Raw genomic sequence first — 22,701 nt, forward strand, 5'->3', positions numbered from 1 at the left:
TACAGGTCTCGCAACCCGAACCTTCTCCGAAGATCGACGGTGACCGCCAGCGTCACCACCGGCCGCGCACTGCGCTACGCCGGAGGCTCCGCGCGCGGCCTCCTACACCACTTCCCGGGACACTACCCAGCCTGGTCCAGGGCGTCGAGCACGACAGCCTGCATGCGCTGTCTGGCTCGCTCGCCAGCCGACGATCCGACGTGCGCAAGCGGCGATGATGAAAGCGACATACACGAACCCCTTCCATGTGGCGACGTAGGTGAAATCGCTGACCCAGAGCATGTTCGGCGCAGGCACGCGGAACTCGCGGTTCGCTTTGTCCAAGGGACATGGGACTTTCTTGTCAGGGATCGTCGTCCGGCGAGGCTTGCCGCGGAAGATGCCTTGAATAACCCATGTCCTTCATGAGCCGGGCCACGGTGCAACGGGCGACATCAACCCCTTGTCGGACGAGTTGTCGCCAGACCTTGCGAACGCCGTAGACCCGCCAGTTCTCCTCGAAGACACGGCGGATCTCGGGGCGCAGGGCCTCATCGCGGCGGGCAGGGTCCGACAGGCGGGCTGGGTTGGCCCGCTTCGCCAGGTGGTCGTAGTATGTGGACGGGGCGATCGGCAGCACCTTGCGGATCGGCTCGACCCCGTGCGCGCTCCTGTGCGCGTCAATGAAATCCACCATCATTTCGACCGGCGGTCGAGCTCCGCCAACGCAAGATACGCCGACGCCTTCCCGAGGATCTCGTTCGCCTGGCGCAGTTCCCGGTTCTGCCGCTCGAGCGACTTCATCTTCTCGGCCATGTCGCTTGGGATGACAGCGCGCTGCCCGCTGTCCACCTCGGCCTTCTTGACCCAGCTGTTCAACGTGTTCGCCGGGCATCCGATCTTCGCGGCCACCGAAGCGATCGCCTGCCAGCGCGATCCGTGCTGACCCGGATTGCCGAGGACCATGCGCACTGCGCGCTCGCGGACCTCAGCGGAAACCTTGTTCGTCGTCTTGCCCATGATGACTCCATCTACTCAAGAGTTGGAGCCGCCGGCAAATTCGGCGCGGTTCAGATCCTGTCCAACTATTGGGCGTAGCTCAGATCTTGTCCCATCGTGCTTCCCTCCATTCCCGCGAAAGATTCACACCATCAGCCCGTGAGATCAAACACCTAGAAGAGATCGATGTCGCCGTGTTCCTGCCGTGGCTCAGCCTGTCTCGAACGCCCCGAAAGACGTCGCCGCATCTCGCCAAGCCGGACCTCGGACAAAGGTCCGCTCAAGTCGAAGGACGAGGCATCGTCTCCGATTTCCTGCGACAGCCGCGACAGGTACAGCCTGAGCTCTTCTATCGATTGGGCCAGGAGATCGAGGCTCTGAAAGTCCGTCGGAAATGATTTCTGGTCCGCTCCGCGCGGGTCCTGCATCAAGGCGTGCTCAAGCGATTGAAGGGTCTTGCCGGCCTCTGCAAGTTCCACAGCGACCAAGGCGACGGCTTGTCCCGCACTCAAATAGGCCATACCCGCCTACAGCTTTCCGACGACCCGCTCGATGCAAGTCCGCATCGAGTCGGTCGTGAACGGCTTCTTGATCATGTTGTTCAGACCAAGGGCCTGAGCCTTCTGGATGAGCTCCTTGTTGGGACTGCCCGTTACGAGGATGAACCCCACCTTCTGCGTCGACTTGTTCTTGCGCAGCGCCTCCAGAAACCCGAGGCCATCCAGGTTCGGCATGTTGAGGTCGGACAGGACCAGGTGGACGGGATTGGACGCCAGCTTGTTCAGGGCGGCCCGGGCATCACCTTCCGCCTGAACCTGCCACACGCCGATTTCCTCGAGCGCCTGGGTGATGAGGCCCCGGCTCGTAGCCATGTCATCGACTACCATGACACGCAATGTCTCCTTCAGGCTCATCGGGATATCTCCGTCTTCGAGGTCATTTCAGCTTTCTGGGCGTTGCGGCGGTAGGAGGTGATCCCCGTGCTGTTGAACAGACTGATGGCCGGGCCTGATATCCGCTCGGAATGACCAATGAAAAGCATTCCTTCGGTCTCCAGCAACGGCGCAAAGCGGGACCAGAGCCGCGCCTGGGTCAACTTGTCGAAATAAATCGCGACATTTCTGCAAAAAATTGCCTGAAACGGTCCGCGCACTGGCCATTCCTTCACAAGATTGAGCAGGCCGAATTGCACGAGGTTCTTGACCTCCGGCACCAGCGTGAATTCACCCGGTCGGTCCGCGGCGATGGTCATCCGGTCCTTGTGATCCGCCGGAAGGGAGTCTCTTTCCTCCGACAGGTAAAGACCGGCCTTGGCCCGTGCCAGGATCACCGGATCGACGTCGGTGGCGAGGATACGGATATCGTAGCGGGCCGCGTCCGGACAGGCCTCGAGAACGCACATCGCAATGGAATAGGGCTCCTGCCCCGCCGAACAGCCCGCGGACCAGAAGCGGACACGACCACCGTTTCGGGCGCTCTTGATCGCCTCGGGCAGAATCAGGTCCCGAAACTGATCGAAGTGATGCTTCTCCCGGAAGAAATGGGTCACGTTGGTGGTCAGCGCGGACAGCATCTCGGATTGTTCGGCGGCGCCGTCCGGACCGGTCAGCAGGTCCAGATAGCTCTTGAAGTTCGGCAGACGCAGCGCCCGGAGCCGCCGCGTGAGCCGGGAATAGACCAGAGACCGTTTCGCCGGCTGCAAATCCAACCCGAAATTCTCGTAGGCAAGCTGCGCAATGACTTTGAATTGCGCGTCAGAGAAGTCGAATTCGCCCGAAACGTCGGGCACGGCCTGCGTGTTCATGCCGCGCCCTCTGCCTTGGCCGGAACGATGCGGCCGAGGTCGATGACCCGCGTCATGCCCTCTTCAATCGGGATTACCCCAAGAATGCAGGTGGTCGTATCATCGGCGCGAACGTTCGGCGTCTCCTGAACCCGATCGTGCCGGACACTCAGGATTTCGGAGACCGAGTCGACGAGAAGCCCGATGGTCTGGCCATTGACCGCCGCTATGATGATCACGTGGCGCTCGGTCGGCGTGATGCGCCCGAGGCCCAGCTTGGCGGCCAGGTCGAAGATGGGAATGACCGCGCCGCGCAGGTTCATCACACCCAGGACATGGTCGGGGGCGTGCGGAAGGATCGTGACCGGCGACCAGCGCCGGATCTCTCGGATCTGGGTGATCTCGATACAGAAACTCTGTTCGCCAGCGACGAAGGTAACGAACTCAATGAACTCGCTCTCGGCGATTTCAACCGGCTGCGCCATTGGCGATCTCCTTTTCGGGGCGGGGGTCGGACACACGTCGCAGGGCAGCACTGCTGTTGGCCACCACTGCGTCCGGGTCGATGATCAGGGCGATCTTTCCATCGCCGAGGATTGTTGCCGCGGACACGCCGGGGATATGACCGTAGTTGCCTTCGAGGCTCTTGATGACGACCTGGCGCTGATCCGAGATTCCGTTGACAGCCAGGGCGCAATGGCTCTGGCCCTCGGTCTGGATCAGGAGCAGGACCTGGTCGCGGACATCCGCGTCCGGCACGCCGCGGCCCAGAGAGGTGGCCACGTCGATGATCGGCACGTAGCTGCCGCGGATCGACAGGAGCCAGCCGTCCACACCGAAACGGTGCAATTCGTCCGGGCCGGGGCGGATCGTCTCGATGATCGAGGAGATCGGCACCACCATGGTCTGGCCCGCGACCTTGACGACCATGCCGTCCATCACGGCCAGGGTTAGCGGCAGGACGATGGAGAAGGTGGTCCCCTCGCCGGCTCGGCTCGTGATCGTCACGCGCCCCCCCAAAGAGCTGATCGCGGTCTTCACGACGTCCATCCCGACCCCGCGACCGGAGAGGTTGGAAACCTCCTTGGCCGTGGAAAAGCCCGGCATGAACAAAAGGTTGTCGATCTCACCGGGGGCAAGCTCCGCCTCCGCGGGGACCAGGCCCTTGCTGACTGCGGTTTCGAGAATACGGTCCCGGTCCAACCCGGCGCCGTCGTCGGTGATCTCGATCAGGACCGAGCCGGAGCGGTGGAAGGCGGCGAGACGAATCGTGCCGACCGCGTCCTTGCCGGCCCTGGCCCGCTGCTCGGGGCCTTCGAGACCGTGGTCGATGGCGTTGCGGATCATGTGGGTCAGGGGATCGGCGAGGCGCTCGACGACGGTCTTGTCGACTTCCGTGCCCTCGCCCTCGGTCACCAGGCGCGCGGCCTTGCCGGTGGCGTCGGACGCCTCTCGGACGATCCGGGACATGCGCTGGAACAACGGTTTGACGGGCTGGGCCCGGATCGCCATGACGCCTTCCTGAATCTCGCGGGCGAGAAGCTTGTAGTCCTCCAGCTCGGTCGAGAGGCCGGAGCCCGAGGGCAAGCCGATCTCTTCTATGCGCTGGGAGATTACGGCCTGATTGATGATCAACTCGCCGACGGTGTTGATGAGGCGGTCGACCCTCTCGAGGTCGACGCGCAGCGTAGGGCGGGGGCCGTTGGCGGCCTTCGGCTCCTGCTTCTTCTCGGCATCAGCGGGCGACGTCCGCAGGGCTGCCAGGTCGACGACCTTCACGGCCTCCTCGGCGGGGGCCGACGCGGCGGCCGGGGGCGTAGGGTCCGCCCCCCCGTCGGGGGCCGCATCGTCGAGATCCGGGACGTCCGCGGCCGCCTCCTCTGGCGGGTCGGTCTGGATCGCCTCGATCGACAGCTCGCAAAGACCTTCGACGAATTCGAAGACCTCGTCGATCAAATGCTCAGGCTCGCTCGACCTTAGCCGGATAATCCAGTCGGTCTTCGGCGCCTTCCAGTCCAGATCGGCGAAGGGCGCCAGATCAGTGGTGTTCGCGGCTACCTCGAGGCTGCCCAGACCGGCCAGCGCCTCGAAGATCAGCAAGGGCTCGTGGCCATTGGCGTAAAGCGCAGGATTCGGCGAGAAACGGATCTCGTAGCCATCGGTCTGTCCACCGATGTCGTCCTGCAGGTCGAGGTCGAGCGCGAGCGCCTCGAAGACGAACTCTTCTTCCTGACCGCCGTCCTCACCATCCGCCGGGTCGATACCGAGAAAGCCGTTGAGCGCCTGCAGCAGGCTGGCATGCGTCCCCTCATCCACCTCGGAGGCGATCCGGTTCGCCTCCACCAGGTCGGACAGGTGATCGCCGGCGCGTTGCAGCACGCGCATCAGCTCGGGATCGACCTCGAGCTGGTCCGAGCGGACCCTGTCGAGGACCGTCTCGAAGGTATGCGCGAAGCCCACGAGCTGATTCAGACCGAAGGCGCCCGCGCCGCCCTTGATCGAATGTACGGCGCGGAAGACGGCGTGCACCGTCTCGCCCTCGTAGCTTCCGCCCGACATCTCGGCCAGACCCTCGATCAGGGCGTCGAGCAGGTCTTCGCATTCCTCGAAGAACGTGTCGCGGATGGAGTTGATCGACATCAGATCCTCCTCATGCGCCAGAGACGCGTTTGAGCACGGAAATGAGCGAGGTGTCGTCGAAGGGCTTCACGATCCATCCCGTCGCCCCCGCCTCGCGCGCGCGGGCCTTGAGCTCCGGCGCACTTTCGGTGGTGAGCACGAGGATCGGCACCGTGCTGTTGACCGCGCCCTTGCGTATCGCGTCGATGACGCCAAAGCCGTCCATGTTCGGCATGTTGATGTCGGTGATCACAACGTCGGGCGCGACATCGGGAAACCGGGAAACACCATCCACACCATCTTCGGCCGAGGTAACCTCGAACCCTGCCCCCTCGAGCGATACCCGCAGCAATTCCCGAATCGTGCGCGAATCGTCTATTGCAAGGACCTTGGGTTTCATGCGGCCGCCTCCTGTTCGATAAGTTCCCGTGACAGCCCGAGCGTCATCAGGCCCGACGCCAGGCCGTCGGACGGCGCCTGGATGTCGAAATCCTGGCCCTCGGCGGACCAGGCCCGCCGGGCGGAGAGCAGCATCAGCCCCATCCGGGCGCTGGTGCGCCGCACCTTCGCGCCGTCCAGCACGACCGGCTTGCCCCTTGCCTCTGCGAGGAACCCGTGCAGGGCGGCGCAGGCCTCGTGGTTCGCGGTCGGTGGCAGTTCAAATTTCTCGCACTGATCATCCATGCAATGCTCCTCAGGTCCGGCAGGAGATGTGCGGACGGCGCCCCAGGCGGCACCGGCCGAAGTCTCGTCCCATTCCCTAAGGGCCGGGGCTTAACAAACGGTTTGCCCCGGAGCGTCAACAATGGAAAGCTGCCGCCGCATCGAAAAACGGCCCGCGCCGGAACGCGGGCCGCCAAGGGCCGTCGATGTCGCCGGTGTCGCCGGTGTCAGCCCGCCGCGGCCTCGACCTCGGCTCCGATCCGGGCCGAAACGGCGTCGATATCGCCCATCGCGGGCACCCGGCGCAGGGCCCCGCGGCCGGCGTAATAATCTATCAGCGGAGCGGTTTCCGCGTGGTAGGCCGACAGCCTGGCCCCCACGACCTCTGCCTTGTCGTCGCTTCGGCGCTTGAACCCGGTGCCGCCGCAGGTGTCGCAGACGCCGTCCACGGCGGGCGTCTTGAAGGTGTCGTGCCAGCCCTCGCCGCAGCCCGCGCAGGTGTAGCGGCCCGAGATCCGCGCGACCATCGCCGCGTCATCGACCTCGAGCGAGATCACCCCGGAGACACTGCGCCCGGTCTCGGCCAACAGCCCGTCAAGCGCCCGGGCCTGCCCGATCGTGCGCGGGAAGCCGTCGAGAATCACGCCGGCCGCGGTGTCGGGGTCGGCGATTCGGTCACGCAGGATGTCGATGACGATCTCGTCGGAGACCAGCGCCCCCTGGTCCATCACCGCCTTCGCGGCCTGTCCCGCCTCTGTCCCCGCGGCGACGGCCTGCCGCAACAGGTCGCCGGTGGACAGCTGGACCAGGCCGAACGCCTCTTGCAGGCGGCGGGCCTGGGTGCCCTTGCCGGCGCCCGGGGGGCCCAGCAGAATGAGAACGGGCGCATCGGCCCCGGTATCCGCGCCGTCCATCAGGCGCTCTTGTTCATGCGGTTCTCGATCAGGTCGTCGACCACCGACGGGTCCGCGAGTGTCGAGATGTCGCCCAGTGCGCCGTAATCGTCCTCGGCGATCTTGCGCAGGATCCGGCGCATGATCTTGCCCGACCGTGTCTTGGGCAGCCCGGGCGCCCACTGGATCAGGTCCGGCGAGGCGATCGGGCCGATCTCCTGGCGGACGAAGTTGCGCAGCGTCTTGCGCAGGTCGTCGGAGGGTTCGACCCCGTTCATCAGGGTGACGTAGCAATAGATGCCCTGCCCCTTGATGTCGTGCGGATAGCCGACGACGGCGGCTTCGGCCACGGTCTCATGCGCCACGAGGGCCGATTCCACCTCGGCGGTGCCCATCCGGTGGCCGGAGACGTTGATCACGTCGTCCACCCGGCCGGTGATCCAGTAATCGCCATCCGCGTCCCGGCGGCAACCGTCGCCCGAGAAGTAGTAGCCCTTGTAGTCCGAGAAATAGGTCTGCTCGAACCGCTCGTGGTCGCCCCAGACGGTCCGCATCTGGGCGGGCCAGCTGCTCTTGATGCAAAGCACTCCTTCGGCGGCCGTCTCGTGGATCTCCTCGCCCGATTGGGGATCGAGGACGACCGGCTCGACACCGAAGAACGGCTTGGTGGCAGAGCCGGGCTTGGCCGCCGTGGCGCCCGGAAGCGGGGTCAGAAGGTGACCGCCGGTCTCGGTCTGCCACCAGGTGTCGACGATCGGGCGCGTACCCTTGCCGACGACCTCGTTGTACCAGTTCCAGGCCTCGGGGTTGATCGGCTCGCCCACTGTGCCCAGCAGCTTGAGGTCCGACAGGTCGTATTTCTCGACCCATTCCTTGCCCTGGCCCATCAGCGCCCGGATCGCCGTGGGCGCGGTGTAGAACTGGTTCACCTTGTGCTTCTCGCAGACCGCCCAGAACCGGCCCGCGTCGGGGAAGGTCGGCACGCCCTCGAACATCAGCGTGGTCGCGCCGTTGGCCAGGGGCCCGTAGATGATATAGCTGTGCCCGGTGACCCAGCCCACGTCCGCGGTGCACCAGAAGACGTCGCCGTCGTGATAGTCGAACGTGTACTTGTGGGTCATCCCGGCAAAGACGATGTAGCCGCCCGAGGTATGGACCACGCCCTTGGGCTGCCCGGTGGAGCCGGAGGTGTAGAGGATGAAGAGCGGATCCTCTGCCCCGACCTCGACCGGGGCCTGGGTGTCGTCGGCCTCGAGGAAGAGGGCGTTGTAATCGTGGTCGCGCCCCTCGATCCAGGTGGTCTGGTCGCCGGTGCGGCGCACCATCAGGACCTTCACGCTGTCCTTGCAATGCAGCAGCGCCTTGTCGGTGTTGGACTTCAGCGCCGTCTTGCGGCCGCCGCGCGGGGCGAAGTCCGAGGTGATCACGACCTTCGCGTCGCAGCCGTTGACCCGTGCGCCCAGCGCATCGGGGCTGAAGCCCGCGAAGACCACCGAATGCACCGCGCCGATCCGGGCGCAGGCAAGCATGGCATAGGCCGCCTCGGGCACCATCGGCAGGTAGATCACGACCCGGTCGCTCTTGCGCACGCCCATGTCCTGCAGGATGTTGGCCATCTTGCAGACCGAGCGGTGCAGCTCGCGGTAGCTGATGTGCAGCGCCTCGTCGGCGGGGTCGTCCGGCTCCCAGATGATCGCGGTCTGGTCGCCGCGCGTCTCAAGGTGCCGGTCGATGCAATTGGCCGCGACGTTCAGCGTGCCGTCCTCGAACCACTTGATCGAGACCTGGCCGAGCGTGAAATCGACGTCCTTGACCTTGGTATAGGGCTTGATCCAGTCGATCCGCTTGCCCTCGGCGCCCCAGAACGCCTCGGGATCGGCGATCGAAGCCTTGTACAGCTCTTCGTACCGCTCCGCGTTGATATGCGCCTTCGCCACGAAATCGGGCGAGGGCGGATAGACGACGGCTTGCGCTTTGGTGTCGATGGTCATCGTTCCCCCCTGGGTCTTGGATCAAACCGGCGGGGCCCCTGCCTCCTCCAAGGCAGATATGGGCGCCACCACAGTCTCGCACACTAGAGCGTGAACCGGCAAAAAAGTATACAAGCTCCGGTTTTTCTGAGGAAATCCTGTAAATCCCTTTTCCCGCATCGCAGCAATGCTGTGAATTGGTTTACAAAGCCGGGACTTGGGCGCCGAAACGCCCCGGTCCCGGCCACCCTGGCCGGCGCGGCAATGCCGAGCGGACCAAGCTTACGTCGCGCAAAGCGGCAAGAGACCGGGCATTTGCTTGTTTTCCGGTCAATCGACGGAGCCGCCCGGACAGCGGACGGAAAAGACTCCGTGCCGCCCGGGCCCTGCCCTACCCACGGATTTGGGCGGACAAACCGCGCCAATGCCCGGCCTGAACGGGCATCACGAATGAACTGACCCACCGTCGTCAAGGACCGCTCAAAGGTCTCGTGGTCGGGTGATAGTCTTTGGGGGACTTAGACAACATGAATACCAAAATTGCGATTTCCGCTGCGGCATTGCTGGCCTCCTCGGCCGCTGTCCAGGCACAGGATGTGGCCTGCCCGATCCAGGTGGGCGTCCTTCACTCGCTGTCGGGCAGCATGGCGATTTCCGAGACCACGTTGAAAGACGTCATGCTCATGCTCATCGAAGAGCAGAACGCGGCCGGCGGCCTGCTGGGCTGCGACCTGGAAGCGGTCGTCGTCGACCCCGCCTCCGACTGGCCGCTCTTCGCGGAAAAGGCCCGAGAGCTGCTGACCGTCCACGAGGTCGACGTGATCTTCGGCAACTGGACCTCGGTGTCGCGCAAATCCGTGCTGCCCGTCATCGAAGAGCTCAACGGCCTGCTGTTCTATCCGGTCCAGTATGAAGGCGAGGAATCCTCGCGCAACGTGTTCTACACCGGCGCCGCGCCGAACCAGCAGGCGATCCCGGCCGTGGACTACTTCCTCGAGGAGCTGGGCGTCGAGAAATTCGCGCTGCTGGGGACCGACTACGTCTATCCCCGCACCACCAACAACATCCTGCAGCAATACCTGATCGACGCCGGCATTCCCGAAGAGGACATCTTCGTGAACTACACGCCCTTCGGTCATTCCGACTGGGCCACGATCGTGTCCGACGTCGTCGCCCTCGGCGCGGACGGTGTGCCGGTCGGCGTGATCTCGACGATCAACGGCGATGCCAACATCGGCTTCTACAAGGAGCTTGCCGCCGCCGACGTCTCGGCCGACGACATCCCCGTCGTGGCCTTCTCGGTCGGTGAAGAGGAACTCTCGGGCCTCGACACCTCGAACCTCGTCGGCCACCTGGCGGCCTGGAACTACTTCATGTCCGCCGACACCCCCGCCAACGCCGAGTTCATCGCCGCCTGGCATGAGTTCATCGGCGACGACGCCCGCGTGACCAACGACCCGATGGAGGCGCATTACATCGGCTTCAACATGTGGGTGAACGCGGTGACCGAAGCCGGCACCACCGACGTGGACGCGGTGCGCGAGGCGATGTGGGGCCAGGAATTCCCGAACCTCACCGGCGGCATGGCCGTGATGGGCACCAACCATCACCTCGCCAAGCCGGTCCTGATCGGCGAGATCCGCGCCGACGGACAGTTCGACATCATCAGCCAGACCCCCGAGGTCGCCGGTGATGCCTGGACCGACTACCTGCCCGAATCCGCGGTCCTGACCTCGGATTGGAAAGACCTCGGCTGCGGAATGTACAACACCGAGACCGAGACCTGCGTTCAGCTGACCTCGAACTACTGATCCCCGGATCATCAAGACCCGGGGCGCGGTTTCTCCCGCCGCGCCCCGGTTTTCACCTGAAAGCACCCATGCCCATGCGCCTGCTCACGTTTCTCGTGGTCTGCCTCTGGCTGCCCGTCGTCGCCGCCGCCCAGGACCTTCAGTCCATCCTCCAGACCCACGCGGAAGAGGCGGCCTCGCCCTCGCGCCGCACGGTCGGCACCATGCTCGACGATCTCGCGGCCTCCGGCCTGCCCGGGGTCGCCACATTCCTCGAACGCTACCAGGACCGCGACGTGGTCCAGCGCGCCGGTGACGGGCTGTTCTTCTATGCCACCAAGTCCGGCGACACCTATACCCTCAGCGATATTTCCACCGGTGAGGAGGTCGGCACCGCGCCCTCCTCCGAGATCACAGAGATCCGCCCCAACGGCGGCGTCCGCCGCGAGATCGCCGGCACCCTCGTGGCCTTCCAGCTCTCCGACCCGGATATCGAGCGCCGCCAGACCGCGGTCGAGGCCATCGCCCGGTCGCCCTCCGCCGACCAGCTCGCCCCCCTGCGCACCTCGATCGAGACCGAGACCGACCCCGCCCTGCTCGCCCGCAAGCGCCAGCTCGCGGGCATCCTCGCGGCCAGCTTCGCCGACAGCACCGCGGACCGCGTCGCCGCGATCGAGAGCCTTTCGGGCGAGGTCAGTGTCGAGGTCCGCGCCGCCCTCAACCAGATCCTGTCGAGTTCCACCGGCGTGGCCACCGCCCTGCCCGATGGCAACATTGCCCGGACGTTCACCCCCGGCAGCGACCTGACCGAGGCCGAGGCCTATGACCAGCTGGTGGAGGAAGGGCTCGCCCTGCCCGCGCCCACCCGCGCCGATATCCGCAACGCCCTGGCGGCGAACATCGACGGCGGCAGGGTCGGCGGCGTCCCCGTGGCCCGACTGGACAACGACGAGACCCGCGACCAGGCCTATGGCGCGCTGGCCGCAGACGGGATCGTGCCCCCGCGCATCGGCGCGGCCGAGCAGAGCGCGGCGCTCTCCGCCCATGTCTTCTACGAGATCTACGACGAGGATGACCCGGCCATCACCGACGCCGCGCGCACAGCCCTCTCCGAGGTCGAGACCCGCGTCGGCATGGGCCAGATGGTTGACCTGTCGCTGGACGGGTTGTCGCTGGCCTCGATCTACTTCCTGGCCGCCATCGGCCTCGCGATCACCTTCGGCGTCATGGGCGTCATCAACATGGCCCATGGCGAATTCATCATGCTCGGCGCCTATACCGGTTACGTGGTGCAGCTTTTCGTGCCGAACTACACGCTCAGCCTGTTTATCGCCCTGCCGCTGGCCTTCGCCGTGGCCTTCGGCGCGGGCGTGGCGATGGAACGGCTGGTGATCCGCTGGCTCTATCACCGACCTCTGGAAACCCTGCTGGCGACCTTCGGCATCTCGATCGCGCTTCAGCAGCTGGCCAAGAACATCTTCGGCACCCAGGCCCGGCCGCTGACCTCGCCGGGCTGGCTCGACGGGGCCTGGGTGGTCAACGACGTGATACAGATCAGCTACATCCGGATCGCGATCTTCGTGCTGGCACTGATCTTCCTGGCGCTGATCCTGTTCATCCTGAAACGCACCCGCCTCGGCCTCGAGGTGCGCGCCGTGACCCAGAACCCCGGCATGGCGGCCTCCATGGGCATCAACCCCGACCGGATCAACATGCTGACCTTCGGGCTGGGCTCAGGCATCGCCGGGATCGCCGGCGTGGCCATCGGCCTCTACGCGCAGGTGACCTCGGAAATGGGCTCCGCCTATATCGTGCAAAGCTTCATGACCGTGGTCGTGGGCGGCGTCGGCAACGTCTGGGGCACGCTGGCGGGCGCATCGCTCATCGGCGGGCTGCAAAAGGGGATCGAGTGGTTCAACCCCTCAAACACCCTCGCGGCCCAGACCTACATGATCCTCTTCATCATCCTTTTCATCCAGTTCCGCCCCAAAGGCATCGTCGCCCTCAAGGGCCGCGCCGCTGGAGACTGACACATGACCTCTTCCACCGACACCGCACCTTCTTCTGGTCCGAAATATCCCGGGGGGTCCGGGGGGCAGCGCCCCCCGGCGGTTCGCCGCGCCCCGCGCGGCGAACCCCTGCGGCGGCGCAGCTTCGTCGCCCGCAACCCCTCGATCCTGTGGTTCCTGCTGGCGCTCTCCCTGTTCACCCTCGGCGTGACGGTGCTGGCCGAGGCGACGGGAACGGGCCTGCTGTCCACCTCCTTCATCAAGACCCTGGGCAAGACCCTCTGCCTGTGCCTGGTGGCCGTGGCGATGGACGTGGTCTGGGGCTATTGCGGCATCCTCTCGCTCGGGCACATGGCCTTCTTCGGCCTCGGCGGCTACGCCATTGGCCAATGGCTGATGTATGCGCGGACCGAACAGATCGTGATGGGCAACCTCGACGGCCAGCCGATCCCGGCCACCCCGCAGGAGATCTCGGACGCCATCGGCACCCAGATCTTCGGCGTCGTCGGCGCCTCCGAGCTGCCGGCGATCTGGGCCTTCGCCCATTCCCTGCCGCTGCAACTGGCGATGGTGGTCCTGGTGCCCGGCCTGCTGGCACTGATCTTCGGCTGGCTCGCCTTCCGCAGCCGGGTGACCGGCGTCTACCTGTCGATCCTGACCCAGGCGATGACCCTCGCCCTTTCGCTCTACCTCTTCCAGAACGACAGCGGGCTGCGCGGCAACAACGGCCTGTCTGGCCTGCAGAACATCCCCGGCTACGAGAACACCCCCCAGGCGACCCTCTCGATCAGCTTCTTCTGGGCCTCGGCCGCCGCCCTCGCGATCGGCTACGTGGCCCTCGCCTGGGCCGTGTCGGGAAAGATGGGCTCGGTCATCCGCGGCATCCGCGACAACGAGGCCCGTGTCCGCTTCCTCGGCTACCACGTGGAAAGCTACAAGCTCTTCGTCTTCACCCTCAGCGCCATCGTCGCCGCCATCGCGGGCGCCCTCTACTATCCCCAGGCGGGCATCATCAACCCCGCCGAGATCGCGCCCATCGCCTCGATCTACCTTGCAGTCTGGGTGGCCATCGGCGGCCGCGGCCGACTCTACGGCGCGGTCATCGGCGCGGCGTTTGTGTCGCTCCTGTCGTCCTGGTTCACCGGCGGCGGCGCCCCGGACATAGAACTCGGCTTCTACACCGTGCAGTGGACCGACTGGTGGCTCGTCCTCCTCGGCCTCAGCTTTGTCGCGGTGACGCTCTTTGCCCCCAAGGGCATCGGCGGCCTGTTCGACCTGATCAACCACCGCGTCATGCCCGACCGCGAAGGCGACTACGGCCCCGACACGGGTTCCTGGCGCACCGAGGAAGGCACCGAGGAGGAGCCCCCCAGATGAGCACCCTTCTCGAGGTGTCCGGCGTCTCCGTCACCTTCGACGGCTTCCGCGCCATCAACAATCTCTCGATCCAGATCGGAGAGCCGGAGCTGCGGGCCGTGATCGGGCCGAACGGCGCGGGCAAGACCACCTTCATGGACATCGTCACCGGCAAGACCCGCCCCGACCAGGGCCGCGTCCTCTGGGGCGAGAAATCGGTCTCCCTTCTCCGGATGTCGGAAAGCGAGATCGCCCGCGCCGGCATCGGGCGCAAGTTCCAGAAACCCACCGTGTTCGAGGCCCAGACCGTGCGTGAGAACCTGGCCATGGCCCTCAAGAACCCGCGCGGGCCCTTCGACGTGCTCTTCTCGCGCGGATTGGACGACGCCGACAGCCGCATCCATGGGCTCGCCGACGAGATCGGACTGCGGGATCACCTGTCGCGCCCGGCCGGAGAGCTCTCGCACGGGCAGAAGCAGTGGCTCGAGATCGGGATGCTGCTGGCCCAGGATCCGCGCCTGCTGCTGGTCGACGAACCGGCGGCCGGCATGACCCCGACAGAGCGCCAGCATACGACCGACCTGCTCAAGCGCGCGGCAGAGACCCGCGCGGTCGTGGTGGTCGAGCACGACATGGAATTCGTGCGGCGGCTGAACTGCAAGGTGACGGTGCTGCACGAAGGGTCGGTCCTGGCCGAGGGCTCGCTCGATCACGTGACCGGGGACCAACGCGTCATCGACGTCTATCTGGGGCGATAATCATGCTGGAAGTGAAAGACCTCACCCTGCGCTACGGTCAAAGCCAGATCCTCCACAGCATCCGGCTGCAGGCGAAACCGGGCCAAGTCACGGCGGTGATGGGTACCAATGGCGTGGGCAAGACCTCGCTGCTGAAGGCCATCGCCGGCCGTCACCCCTATCGCAACGGATCGATCAGCCTGAACGGCAAGGCGCTGCCGCACCTCACCGCCTACGGCGCGGCCCGCGCCGGCATCGCCTACGTGCCCCAGGGGCGCGAGGTCTTTCCGCTGATGACGGTGATGGAAAACCTGGAGAGCGGCTATGCCTGCCTGCCGGCCTCGGAGCACGGGGTGCCGGACCGGATCTTCGACCTGTTCCCGGTGCTCAAGGAGATGAAGGACCGCCGCGGCGGTGATCTCTCGGGCGGCCAGCAACAACAGCTGGCGATCGCCCGGGCGCTGATCACCAGGCCGCGGGTGCTGCTTCTGGACGAACCGACCGAGGGGATCCAGCCCAATATCATCACTCAGATCGGCGAGGTCATCAAACTGCTGCGCGAAGAGGGCGAGATCTGCATCGTGCTGGTGGAGCAGTATTTCGACTTTGCCGTGGGGCTGGCGGACACGTTCTTCGTCCTGACACGGGGCGAGGTGAGCCACAGGGCGGAAAAAGCGACGCTCGACCGCGACCGCCTCCTCAACGCCGTTTCAATCTAGCGGTGCGGCCCCAAGCGGGGCCGCGCCGGTCATGTCAGGCCGCGCAACTGCGCGGCCTTCCGGTTGGCGCCCGGCGCAACCGTCCCGCCTCACCTGAAACCTGGCGCACGGTCGCTGCGGGACGGCGGGCGGGGCGACGGGGGCGGCCCCGCAGGGGGCGCACGCGAGCGCCGTGCGGCGTCCCGCCCGCCCTCTGGCATACCGGGGCGCATGGCGGCATAAGGGCTGCGTCGTACCGGCCATGAAGGATCCCATGACACATCCCTATTACTCCGGCCTCGGCGGGCATCCCGGTCAGGACAGGCTGCTGACCGACCGCGCCACCTTCACCGAAAGCTACGCCTTCATTCCCCGAGGCGCGATGCGCGACATCGTCGCCAGCGCCCTGCCCTTCTGGGAGCAGACCCGCGCCTTCGTCCTCGCGCGGCCGCTGTCGGGATTCGCCGAGACCTTTTCGCAATACATCATGGAGGTCGGGCCCGGCGGCGGTTCCGACCGCCCGGACGACGACTCGGAGGCGGAAGCGATCCTCTTCGTGGTCGAAGGCGGAGGCGTGCTCACCATCGACGGCGCCCTGCATCGGCTCTCCCCCGGCTCCTACGTCTACCTGCCGCCGGAGACCCGCTGGAGCCTGCGCAACGACCGGGACGCTCCCCTCAAGTTCCACTGGTTTCGCAAGGCCTACCAGGCGGTGGACGGCATCGACCGCCCCGAGGTCCTCGTCACCAGCGACGCCGCGGTGAGCCCCAGCGCCATGCCCGGATGCGAGGGCGTCTGGGAGACCAGCCGCTTCGTCGATCCCACGGACATGCGCCACGACATGCATGTCAACATCGTCACCTTCTACCCGGGCGGCATGATCCCGTTCTGCGAGACCCACGTGATGGAACACGGGCTTTTCGTGCTTCAGGGCAAGGGCGTCTATTGCCTGAACAAGGATTGGGTCGAGGTCGAGGCCGGCGATTTCATGTGGCTGCGCGCCTTCTGCCCCCAGGCCTGCTACGCTGGCGGTGCGGAGCCGTTCCGCTACCTCCTCTACAAGGATGTGAACAGGCACATGCCGCTGCGGATCAACGCGCGGTAGGCCGGCCTAGCCGACCGTCCAGGGCCTGGCGAACCAGTGTTCCTGCAGGTTGTCACCGGGCCCGATCCGGTCGACCACCGCGAAGAGCCCCGGCGCGGCCAGCGGCGTCAGCACCCCGTGCCAGGTGCCCCGGTGCAGGTTGATCCCCTGCCCCGGCGCCGTACGGAAGGCCAGCGGGCGCCCAGGCACCCCGCCCATGTCGGGCGCCACGACGACCAGGAACGGATCGAGGCTCATGGGCAGAAAGGCCTGGCTGCCCTCGGGATGCCGCTCGACCATCTCCAGGCGCAGGGGCAGCCGCCGGGGCTCGGCCCGGAACAGGCTGATCCCGGCCCGCCCCTGCCCGCCGAAATCGAGCGTGGCCCGGTCGTGATACCGCCCGCAGAGCCCCTGGTTGATCAGCTTGTCCGGCGCCCCGTCCGTGTCCAGCACGTCGCCGAAGGGGGCGAAGGCCGCGGCCCCCAGCGCCTCGATCCCGATATGGTCGCCCATCTGCCGTCCCCCGCCTGCCGAGCCCTGCCCAATTCATGGACATCCGCGACGCCCGTCCGGGCCGCGCATTGAATCCCTGATGCCATCGGGTTGAGATTGCCTCACACTTCACGGCAAAAGCAAAGCGATACGGACGGCCCCCGGACCGCCCGATCGGAACAAGGGGACAGACATGTACGATTTTGCCGCGCTGTGGGACTGGGTCGGCTTCGCGGTCCGATGGGTCCACGTGATCACGGCCATCGCCTGGATCGGCTCGTCCTTCTACTTCGTCGCCCTCGACCTCGGCCTGAACCGCAAGATCAAGGGGCCGGCGGACGGCGAGGAATGGCAGGTCCACGGCGGCGGCTTCTACCATATCCAGAAATACCTGGTCGCCCCCGCCGCCATGCCCGAGCACCTGACCTGGTTCAAATGGGAGGCCTATTCCACCTGGCTTTCGGGCGCGGCGCTGCTGATGGTGGTCTACTGGGTGGGCGGAGAGCTCTACCTGATCGACCCGCAGAAGGCCGACCTCGCGCTCTGGCAGGGGATCGTCCTTTCGGCCGCCTCGCTCGCGGTCGGCTGGGTGATCTACGACTACCTTTGCAAATCGCCGCTGGGCGAGCGGCCGACGACGCTCATGCTGCTGCTCTTCGGGATGCTGGTGGCGATGTCCTGGGGCTATCACCAGGTCTTCACCGGCCGCGCGGCCATGCTGCACCTCGGGGCCTTCACCGCCACGATCATGACCGCCAACGTGTTTGCCATCATCATGCCGAACCAGCGGATCGTGGTCGCCGACCTCAAGGCCGGCCGCACGCCGGATCCGAAATACGGCAAGATCGCCAAGCTCCGCTCCACCCACAACAATTACCTGACCCTGCCGGTCGTGTTCCTGATGCTGTCGAACCATTATCCGCTGGCCTTCGCGACCGAGTATTCCTGGGCGATCGCCGCGCTGGTGTTCCTGATGGGGGTCACGATCCGGCATTTCTTCAACACGATGCACGCCAGACAGGGCATGCCGCACTGGACCTGGCTGGTGACCGCGCTGCTGTTCCTGGCCATCGTCTGGCTCTCGACCGCGCCGATGCGGTGGGACAGCTATGAGGAGGCCCAGGCCCGCGAGCTGACCCCGTATGAGCAGCGCTTTGCCGAGGCCGAGGGCTTCGACGAGGCCCATGACATCGTCGTCGGCCGCTGTTCCATGTGCCATGCCCGAGAGCCGGTCTGGGGCAACCTGCGCTGGCCGCCCAAAGGCGTCCTGCTGGAGACGCCCGGTGACATCGCTCGCAATGCCCGCGCGATCTATGTCCAGGCAGGGTTGAGCCACGCGATGCCACCTGCGAACATCACCAATATCGAGGACGACCACCGCCGCGCCCTCGTCCGCTGGTACCGGGCCGCCGCGCATACCACGCCCTGAGCGCCGCCACGCGGGCCAGGCGGCACAGGACGAACGACGCGCCGCACGCCCCGCAAGAGGCCACATCAGGAGACGAGGACCATGTCCGCAGACGACCTTTTCGACGCACATGACCCCCGGTTCCACGCGCTCGTCAACGCCAACGCCCGGCTCCGGACCCTGCACACGGGCAGCGAATGGGTCGAGGGGCCCGCGTATTTCGCCGGCGGGCGCTACCTGATCTGGTCGGACATTCCCAACGACCGGATGCTGCGCCTCGACGAGGCCGACGACAGCGTCAGCCTCTTCCGCCAGCCCTCGGGCAATTCCAACGGCAACACGGTCGACCGGCAGGGCCGCCTGATCAGCTGCGAGCATGGCCGCCGCCGCGTCAGCCGGACAGAGCATGACGGCTCGATCACCGTCATCGCCGACGCCTACCAGGGCAAGCGGCTGAACTCGCCCAATGACGTGGTGGTGAAATCCGACGGCACGATCTGGTTCACCGACCCGGCCTACGGGATCGAGAGCGATTACGAGGGCAACAAGGCCGCGGGCGAGATCGGCGGCTGGTATGTCTTTCGCGTGGTGCCCGAGACCGGAGAGATCAGCGCCGTCATCACCGGGATGGTGCGGCCCAACGGGCTGGCCTTCTCGTTCGATGAAACGCGGCTCTATGTCAGCGATTCGGGCAAGCCGCACCATGCGCCCTTCGAGAAACAGGCCGACATGATGGTCGCCGATGTCGCGCCGGACGGCAGCCTAGGCAACCTGCGCCCGTTCACCAATATCCATCATGGCGGTTTCGACGGCTTTCGGCTCGACACCGAGGGGCGGATCTGGGCCGCCGCCGGGGCGAACGTGGAATGCTACGCCCCCGACGCGACGCTGCTGGGCCGGATCAAGCTGCCCGAGACGGTGTCGAACCTGTGCTTTGGCGGGCCCAAGCGCAATATCCTCTACGTGACCGCCACGACCTCGCTCTACCGGATCCGGCTGATGGTGAACGGGGCGAAGACCTACTGACGCCCGGCCCGGCGCACTTCGGCTTCGCGTTGGCGCGGCCGGCCGGATCGTGCCAGGATCGTGCCAGAATCGTGACAGGATCGCCCCGGGGACTTGCGGGGGACCTGCGGGGGACCGCGCCGGGGATCCGGCGCGAACAGGGGGGCGCACGCGATGACCGGGACTTTCACCATCCGCGACCATGTGCCCGTGCCCATGCGGGACGGCATCGATCTTCATGCCGATGTCTGGCTGCCCGAGGGCGCGGGGCCCTTTCCCGTGCTGCTTCAGCGCACGCCCTACATCAAGGAAGAGCCCTTCGGCACGCAGCATATCTCGGCGATGGATTTCCGCGGCACCCTGCGGCGCGGCTATGCCATCGTGGTGCAGGATTGCCGGGGGCGCTGGTCGTCCGACGGGCAGTTCGACCCGTTCTGCAACGAGACCGCCGATGGGCACGACACCATCGCCTGGCTGTGCGCCCAGCCGTTCTGCGACGGGCGCATCGCCATGTTCGGCGCCTCCTACGTCGGGGCGACGCAGGTGCTGGCCAGCCTCGGCGCCCCCGAGGGGCTGGCCGCGATCGCGCCGAACCTGACCACGGCGCGCCATGACGAGACCTGGACCTCGCGCGGCGGGGCGGTCGAGCTGGGCTTTCTCTACCTCTGGATCATCGAGGCGCTGGCCGGCATCGACCTGCAGAAACGCGCGGGCGACATGACCCCCGGGGCGCTGGCCCGGGCGCGGGCGCTGCTGGCGGACCTCAGCGCCGACCCCGACGCCGCGTTCCGGCGCCTGCCGTTGATCGACGAAGGGCTCGTCGGGCTCGCGCCCTACGTCGCCGACTGGTTCGAGACAGCCACCGCCGAGACCACGCGCCTGACCGAGCTCGCCGAGACACCTGTCCCCGCGCTGGTCATCGGCGGCTGGAACGACATCTTCGTCGAGGGCTCCATCGAGTTGTTCGAGACGCTGCGCGGGCGCTGGCCGACCCGGGCCGAAGTGCCCGACCGGCTGATCCTGGGGCCATGGTCGCATGGCAACCCGAGCGACTTCCAGGGTGATCTCTGGCACGGCTACGGCAGCACGACCGCGCCGCTTCTGGCCGAGCATCTGGCGTTCTTCGAGGCGGCCTTCGCGGGCGCCTGCCCCGACACGCCCATGGTGCGCTATTTCCGCAGCGGGTCGAACACCTGGCACGCGGCACCTGACTGGCCGCTGCCGGGCACAGCGCCGAGAGAGATGTTTCTCGACGGGGCCGGCGGCCTCTCCGCCGCGCCCGGCCCCGACGCCGCGCTGCGCTACACCGCCGATCCGTCCGACCCGGTGCCGACCACCGGCGGCGCGACCTTCCTGCCCGGCCTCGTGATGGGCAAGAACTCCGGCCCGCGGGACCAGGCAGAGGTGGAGCGTCGCGGCGATGTCCTCGTCCTGACCTCGGCCCCGCTAGAGGCCGCGATGGAGGTGACCGGCAGGGTCGAGGCCGTGCTCTGGGTCGCCACCACGGCGCCCTGCTGTGACTGGACGGTCCGGCTGTGCGAGGTCGACGCCACGGGGGCAAGCCGGGGCCTGGTGGACGGCATCCTGCGCTGGGATGCGCCCGACGGGGCCGCCCCGGCCGTGGTGCGGGTGACGCTGGGCCATATCGGGCACCTCTTCGCGCAGGGCAGCCGGGTCCGGGTGCAGGTCGCCTCGTCCAACTTCCCGCGCTTCGACCGCAACCCGCAATCGGGCGCCGCGCCGGCGACGGCCACCGAGGCGGATTTCCGGCCCGCCGCTCAGACGGTCCTTGTCGGCGCCGCGCATCCCAGCCGGATCGTCCTGCCGGTGATCCCCGAGGCCTTTCCGGGGGGGCCGGAGTTCACGGCCCTCTAGCCGGCCTCGCGTCGTCCGTTCCCCGGCGCCCCGCTGGTGGCGGCGAAAGCCTCGGCGATCGCGCCGGCGGTCGTGATCCAGACCCGGTCGCGCCGGGCCTCGATTTGGGCCAGCGCATGGCGCAGGTGGCGCAGGCGGAACGGCTGGCCGACGATATAGGGATGCAGCGCGATGCCCATCACGAGGCTCTGGCTTTCGGACTGCTCCAGCATCTCGTCGAACGTGTCGCCGATCATGTCGGCAAAGGCCGCGGGGCCGTCCTTGCGGGCGACGATCGCGGGGATGTCGTTGACCTCCTGCGGATAGGGCACCGCCAGAAGCGGGCCCGAGCGGGTGCGCAGCCAGACCGGCTGATCGTCCATGCACCAGTTCAGGGTATAGCCGTAGCCCGCCTCCCTCAGCAGGTCCGGGGTGACCGCGCTCTCGGCGATCCAGGGGCTGAGCCAGCCGGCCGGCCGCCGCCCCGTCTCGCGGGTCAGCACGTCGGTGGCCTCGGCGATCAGGGCGGCCTCGTCAGCCTCGGACAGGGTGGATTGCCGCTCTGAATTGGTGCGGCCGTGGCCGGCGATCTCGTCCCCGCGCCGGGCATGCGCGGCCATCAGCTCGGGCGCGTGGTCGTACATGGCGGAATTGGCCAGCACCGTCGCCGGCAGCTTCAGCCGGTCCAGCAGCTCGATCAGCCGCCAGGCGCCGACCCGGTTGCCGTAGTCGCGCCAGGCGTAGTTCAGCACGTCGGGTTGCGGCCCGCCGGGGGCCAGCTCCGCGCCCAGCCCCGCGCCGAAGGCGAAATGTTCCAGGTTGATGCCGAGATAGACCGCCAGCCGCTTGCCGCCGGGCCACAGGAAATCCGGGCGGGCGTTGATCGGCGCGTAGTCAAAGCGGCCGTGACCGGGCAGGCTCATAGCGGCGCCTCGGATAGCCCCGCCCGGTCCAGCAGGATCTCCGCGCTGTCGTTCCAGACCTGGGTGCTGACGATGACCCCGCCGCGCACGACGAAGATGTCGATGTAGCGGTTGGTCTCGAACGGCGTCCCGTCGGGCCATTCGCCGTAGAGAAACCCGGTATTGTAGACATGGACATCGCCGGTCTCGGGGTCCTCGGCGGCATCGGTGCGCCCGAACCGCTTTTTGACCCATTTGTAGCGCCGGGCGTTGAACGCGGCGGTCTGGGCCGGGGTCGAGAACGCCCGCCCGCCGGTGAAGACGATGCTGAAATCCTCCGAGACATAGGCAGAGGCCCCCTCGGGGTCAGGCACCATGCAGAGCTCCAGGTAGGTCTCGACGATCCGTCGCGCCTCGGTCATTGCCTGCGTCATGCCATCCTCGCCTGTTGCCCCGCGCA

Annotated in this window: 21 protein-coding genes, 1 pseudogene and 1 other annotated feature; of the genes and pseudogenes, 9 read left to right on the forward strand and 13 right to left on the reverse strand. The window is 66.7% G+C overall.

Annotated elements, in window-relative coordinates; all coding sequences use genetic code 11:
* Positions 1-128 precede the first annotated feature (128 nt).
* The 10 genes and pseudogenes from ROA7023_RS10340 to acs form a co-directional block, all read right to left on the reverse strand.
* A pseudogene (locus tag ROA7023_RS10340) lies at positions 129-999 on the reverse strand (IS3 family transposase); the annotation flags it as partial.
* Positions 602-718 (reverse strand) — a sequence feature (AL1L pseudoknot). It overlaps the preceding pseudogene by 117 nt.
* Positions 1,000-1,151: 152 nt before the next feature.
* Complete coding sequence (locus ROA7023_RS10345) at positions 1,152-1,499, reverse strand: DUF8776 family protein (protein WP_085878971.1); 348 nt, start codon at positions 1,497-1,499, stop codon at positions 1,152-1,154.
* Between the two features lie 6 nt (positions 1,500-1,505).
* On the reverse strand, positions 1,506-1,892 hold the full coding sequence (locus ROA7023_RS10350; RefSeq protein WP_085878972.1) for a response regulator: 387 nt from the start codon (positions 1,890-1,892) through the stop codon (positions 1,506-1,508).
* Positions 1,889-2,782 carry a protein-glutamate O-methyltransferase gene (locus ROA7023_RS10355; RefSeq protein ID WP_085878973.1) on the reverse strand — a complete coding sequence of 298 codons (894 nt, stop codon included), beginning with the start codon at positions 2,780-2,782 and terminating at the stop codon, positions 1,889-1,891. The genes ROA7023_RS10350 and ROA7023_RS10355 overlap by 4 nt, the downstream gene beginning before the upstream one ends.
* On the reverse strand, positions 2,779-3,246 hold the full coding sequence (locus ROA7023_RS10360) for a chemotaxis protein CheW (RefSeq protein WP_085878974.1): 468 nt from the start codon (positions 3,244-3,246) through the stop codon (positions 2,779-2,781). Before ROA7023_RS10360 ends, ROA7023_RS10355 begins: the two co-directional genes overlap by 4 nt.
* A complete protein-coding gene (locus ROA7023_RS10365) occupies positions 3,230-5,401 on the reverse strand; it encodes a chemotaxis protein CheA (protein ID WP_085878975.1) in 2,172 nt (723 codons plus the stop codon). The genes ROA7023_RS10360 and ROA7023_RS10365 overlap by 17 nt, the downstream gene beginning before the upstream one ends.
* A 10-nt stretch (positions 5,402-5,411) precedes the next feature.
* A complete protein-coding gene (locus ROA7023_RS10370; RefSeq protein WP_085878976.1) occupies positions 5,412-5,780 on the reverse strand; it encodes a response regulator in 369 nt (122 codons plus the stop codon).
* Positions 5,777-6,064, reverse strand: coding sequence for an STAS domain-containing protein (locus tag ROA7023_RS10375; protein ID WP_085878977.1), 288 nt, complete (start codon positions 6,062-6,064; stop codon positions 5,777-5,779). The genes ROA7023_RS10370 and ROA7023_RS10375 overlap by 4 nt, the downstream gene beginning before the upstream one ends.
* Positions 6,065-6,270: 206 nt before the next feature.
* The gene (locus ROA7023_RS10380; RefSeq protein WP_085878978.1) at positions 6,271-6,957 is read right to left on the reverse strand and encodes an adenylate kinase; all 687 of its coding nucleotides are present in this window, start codon (positions 6,955-6,957) and stop codon (positions 6,271-6,273) included.
* Complete coding sequence (gene acs / locus ROA7023_RS10385) at positions 6,957-8,927, reverse strand: acetate--CoA ligase (RefSeq protein WP_085878979.1); 1,971 nt, start codon at positions 8,925-8,927, stop codon at positions 6,957-6,959. The genes ROA7023_RS10380 and acs overlap by 1 nt, the downstream gene beginning before the upstream one ends.
* Before the next feature lie 506 nt (positions 8,928-9,433).
* On the opposite strand from acs, the gene urtA reads away from it, so the two are divergent.
* The 6 genes from urtA (at position 9,434) to ROA7023_RS10415 (ending at position 16,601) form a co-directional block, all read left to right on the forward strand.
* Entirely contained in the window at positions 9,434-10,717 is a 1,284-nt protein-coding gene (gene urtA / locus ROA7023_RS10390) for an urea ABC transporter substrate-binding protein (RefSeq protein ID WP_085878980.1), read from the forward strand.
* A 74-nt stretch (positions 10,718-10,791) separates the two neighbouring features.
* On the forward strand, positions 10,792-12,726 hold the full coding sequence (gene urtB / locus ROA7023_RS10395) for an urea ABC transporter permease subunit UrtB (protein ID WP_200812485.1): 1,935 nt from the start codon (positions 10,792-10,794) through the stop codon (positions 12,724-12,726).
* Between the two features lie 3 nt (positions 12,727-12,729).
* Entirely contained in the window at positions 12,730-14,082 is a 1,353-nt protein-coding gene (urtC, locus tag ROA7023_RS10400) for an urea ABC transporter permease subunit UrtC (RefSeq protein WP_085878982.1), read from the forward strand.
* Positions 14,079-14,819, forward strand: a complete 741-nt coding sequence (gene urtD, locus ROA7023_RS10405; RefSeq protein ID WP_085878983.1) for an urea ABC transporter ATP-binding protein UrtD — start codon at positions 14,079-14,081, stop codon at positions 14,817-14,819. Before urtC ends, urtD begins: the two co-directional genes overlap by 4 nt.
* A gap of 2 nt (positions 14,820-14,821) precedes the next feature.
* Positions 14,822-15,517, forward strand: a complete 696-nt coding sequence (urtE, locus tag ROA7023_RS10410; RefSeq protein ID WP_085878984.1) for an urea ABC transporter ATP-binding subunit UrtE — start codon at positions 14,822-14,824, stop codon at positions 15,515-15,517.
* Positions 15,518-15,770: 253 nt separating this feature from the next.
* Positions 15,771-16,601: a bifunctional allantoicase/(S)-ureidoglycine aminohydrolase gene (locus ROA7023_RS10415; RefSeq protein WP_085878985.1), complete on the forward strand. Its 831-nt coding sequence runs from the start codon at positions 15,771-15,773 to the stop codon at positions 16,599-16,601.
* A gap of 6 nt (positions 16,602-16,607) precedes the next feature.
* On the opposite strand, the gene ROA7023_RS10420 is transcribed toward ROA7023_RS10415, so the two are convergent.
* A complete protein-coding gene (locus ROA7023_RS10420; RefSeq protein ID WP_085878986.1) occupies positions 16,608-17,093 on the reverse strand; it encodes an ureidoglycolate lyase in 486 nt (161 codons plus the stop codon).
* Positions 17,094-17,265: 172 nt separating this feature from the next.
* Here ROA7023_RS10420 and ROA7023_RS10425 point away from each other — a divergent pair, with 172 nt between their 5' ends.
* From ROA7023_RS10425 to ROA7023_RS10435, 3 genes are all read left to right on the forward strand, one after another.
* Positions 17,266-18,501 carry a urate hydroxylase PuuD gene (locus ROA7023_RS10425; RefSeq protein WP_085878987.1) on the forward strand — a complete coding sequence of 412 codons (1,236 nt, stop codon included), beginning with the start codon at positions 17,266-17,268 and terminating at the stop codon, positions 18,499-18,501.
* A gap of 81 nt (positions 18,502-18,582) precedes the next feature.
* A complete protein-coding gene (locus ROA7023_RS10430) occupies positions 18,583-19,506 on the forward strand; it encodes an SMP-30/gluconolactonase/LRE family protein (protein ID WP_085878988.1) in 924 nt (307 codons plus the stop codon).
* A gap of 153 nt (positions 19,507-19,659) precedes the next feature.
* Positions 19,660-21,360, forward strand: a complete 1,701-nt coding sequence (locus tag ROA7023_RS10435; protein WP_085878989.1) for a CocE/NonD family hydrolase — start codon at positions 19,660-19,662, stop codon at positions 21,358-21,360.
* On the opposite strand, the gene ROA7023_RS10440 is transcribed toward ROA7023_RS10435, so the two are convergent.
* Positions 21,357-22,262, reverse strand: coding sequence for a polysaccharide deacetylase family protein (locus ROA7023_RS10440; RefSeq protein ID WP_085878990.1), 906 nt, complete (start codon positions 22,260-22,262; stop codon positions 21,357-21,359). The two genes, ROA7023_RS10435 and ROA7023_RS10440, sit on opposite strands and share 4 nt — an antisense overlap.
* Positions 22,259-22,675 carry a nuclear transport factor 2 family protein gene (locus ROA7023_RS10445; protein WP_085878991.1) on the reverse strand — a complete coding sequence of 139 codons (417 nt, stop codon included), beginning with the start codon at positions 22,673-22,675 and terminating at the stop codon, positions 22,259-22,261. Before ROA7023_RS10445 ends, ROA7023_RS10440 begins: the two co-directional genes overlap by 4 nt.
* Between the last annotated feature and the right edge of the window lie 26 nt (positions 22,676-22,701).

This window comes from Roseisalinus antarcticus, from assembly GCF_900172355.1.
Classification (GTDB): Bacteria; Pseudomonadota; Alphaproteobacteria; order Rhodobacterales; family Rhodobacteraceae; genus Oceanicola; species Oceanicola antarcticus_A.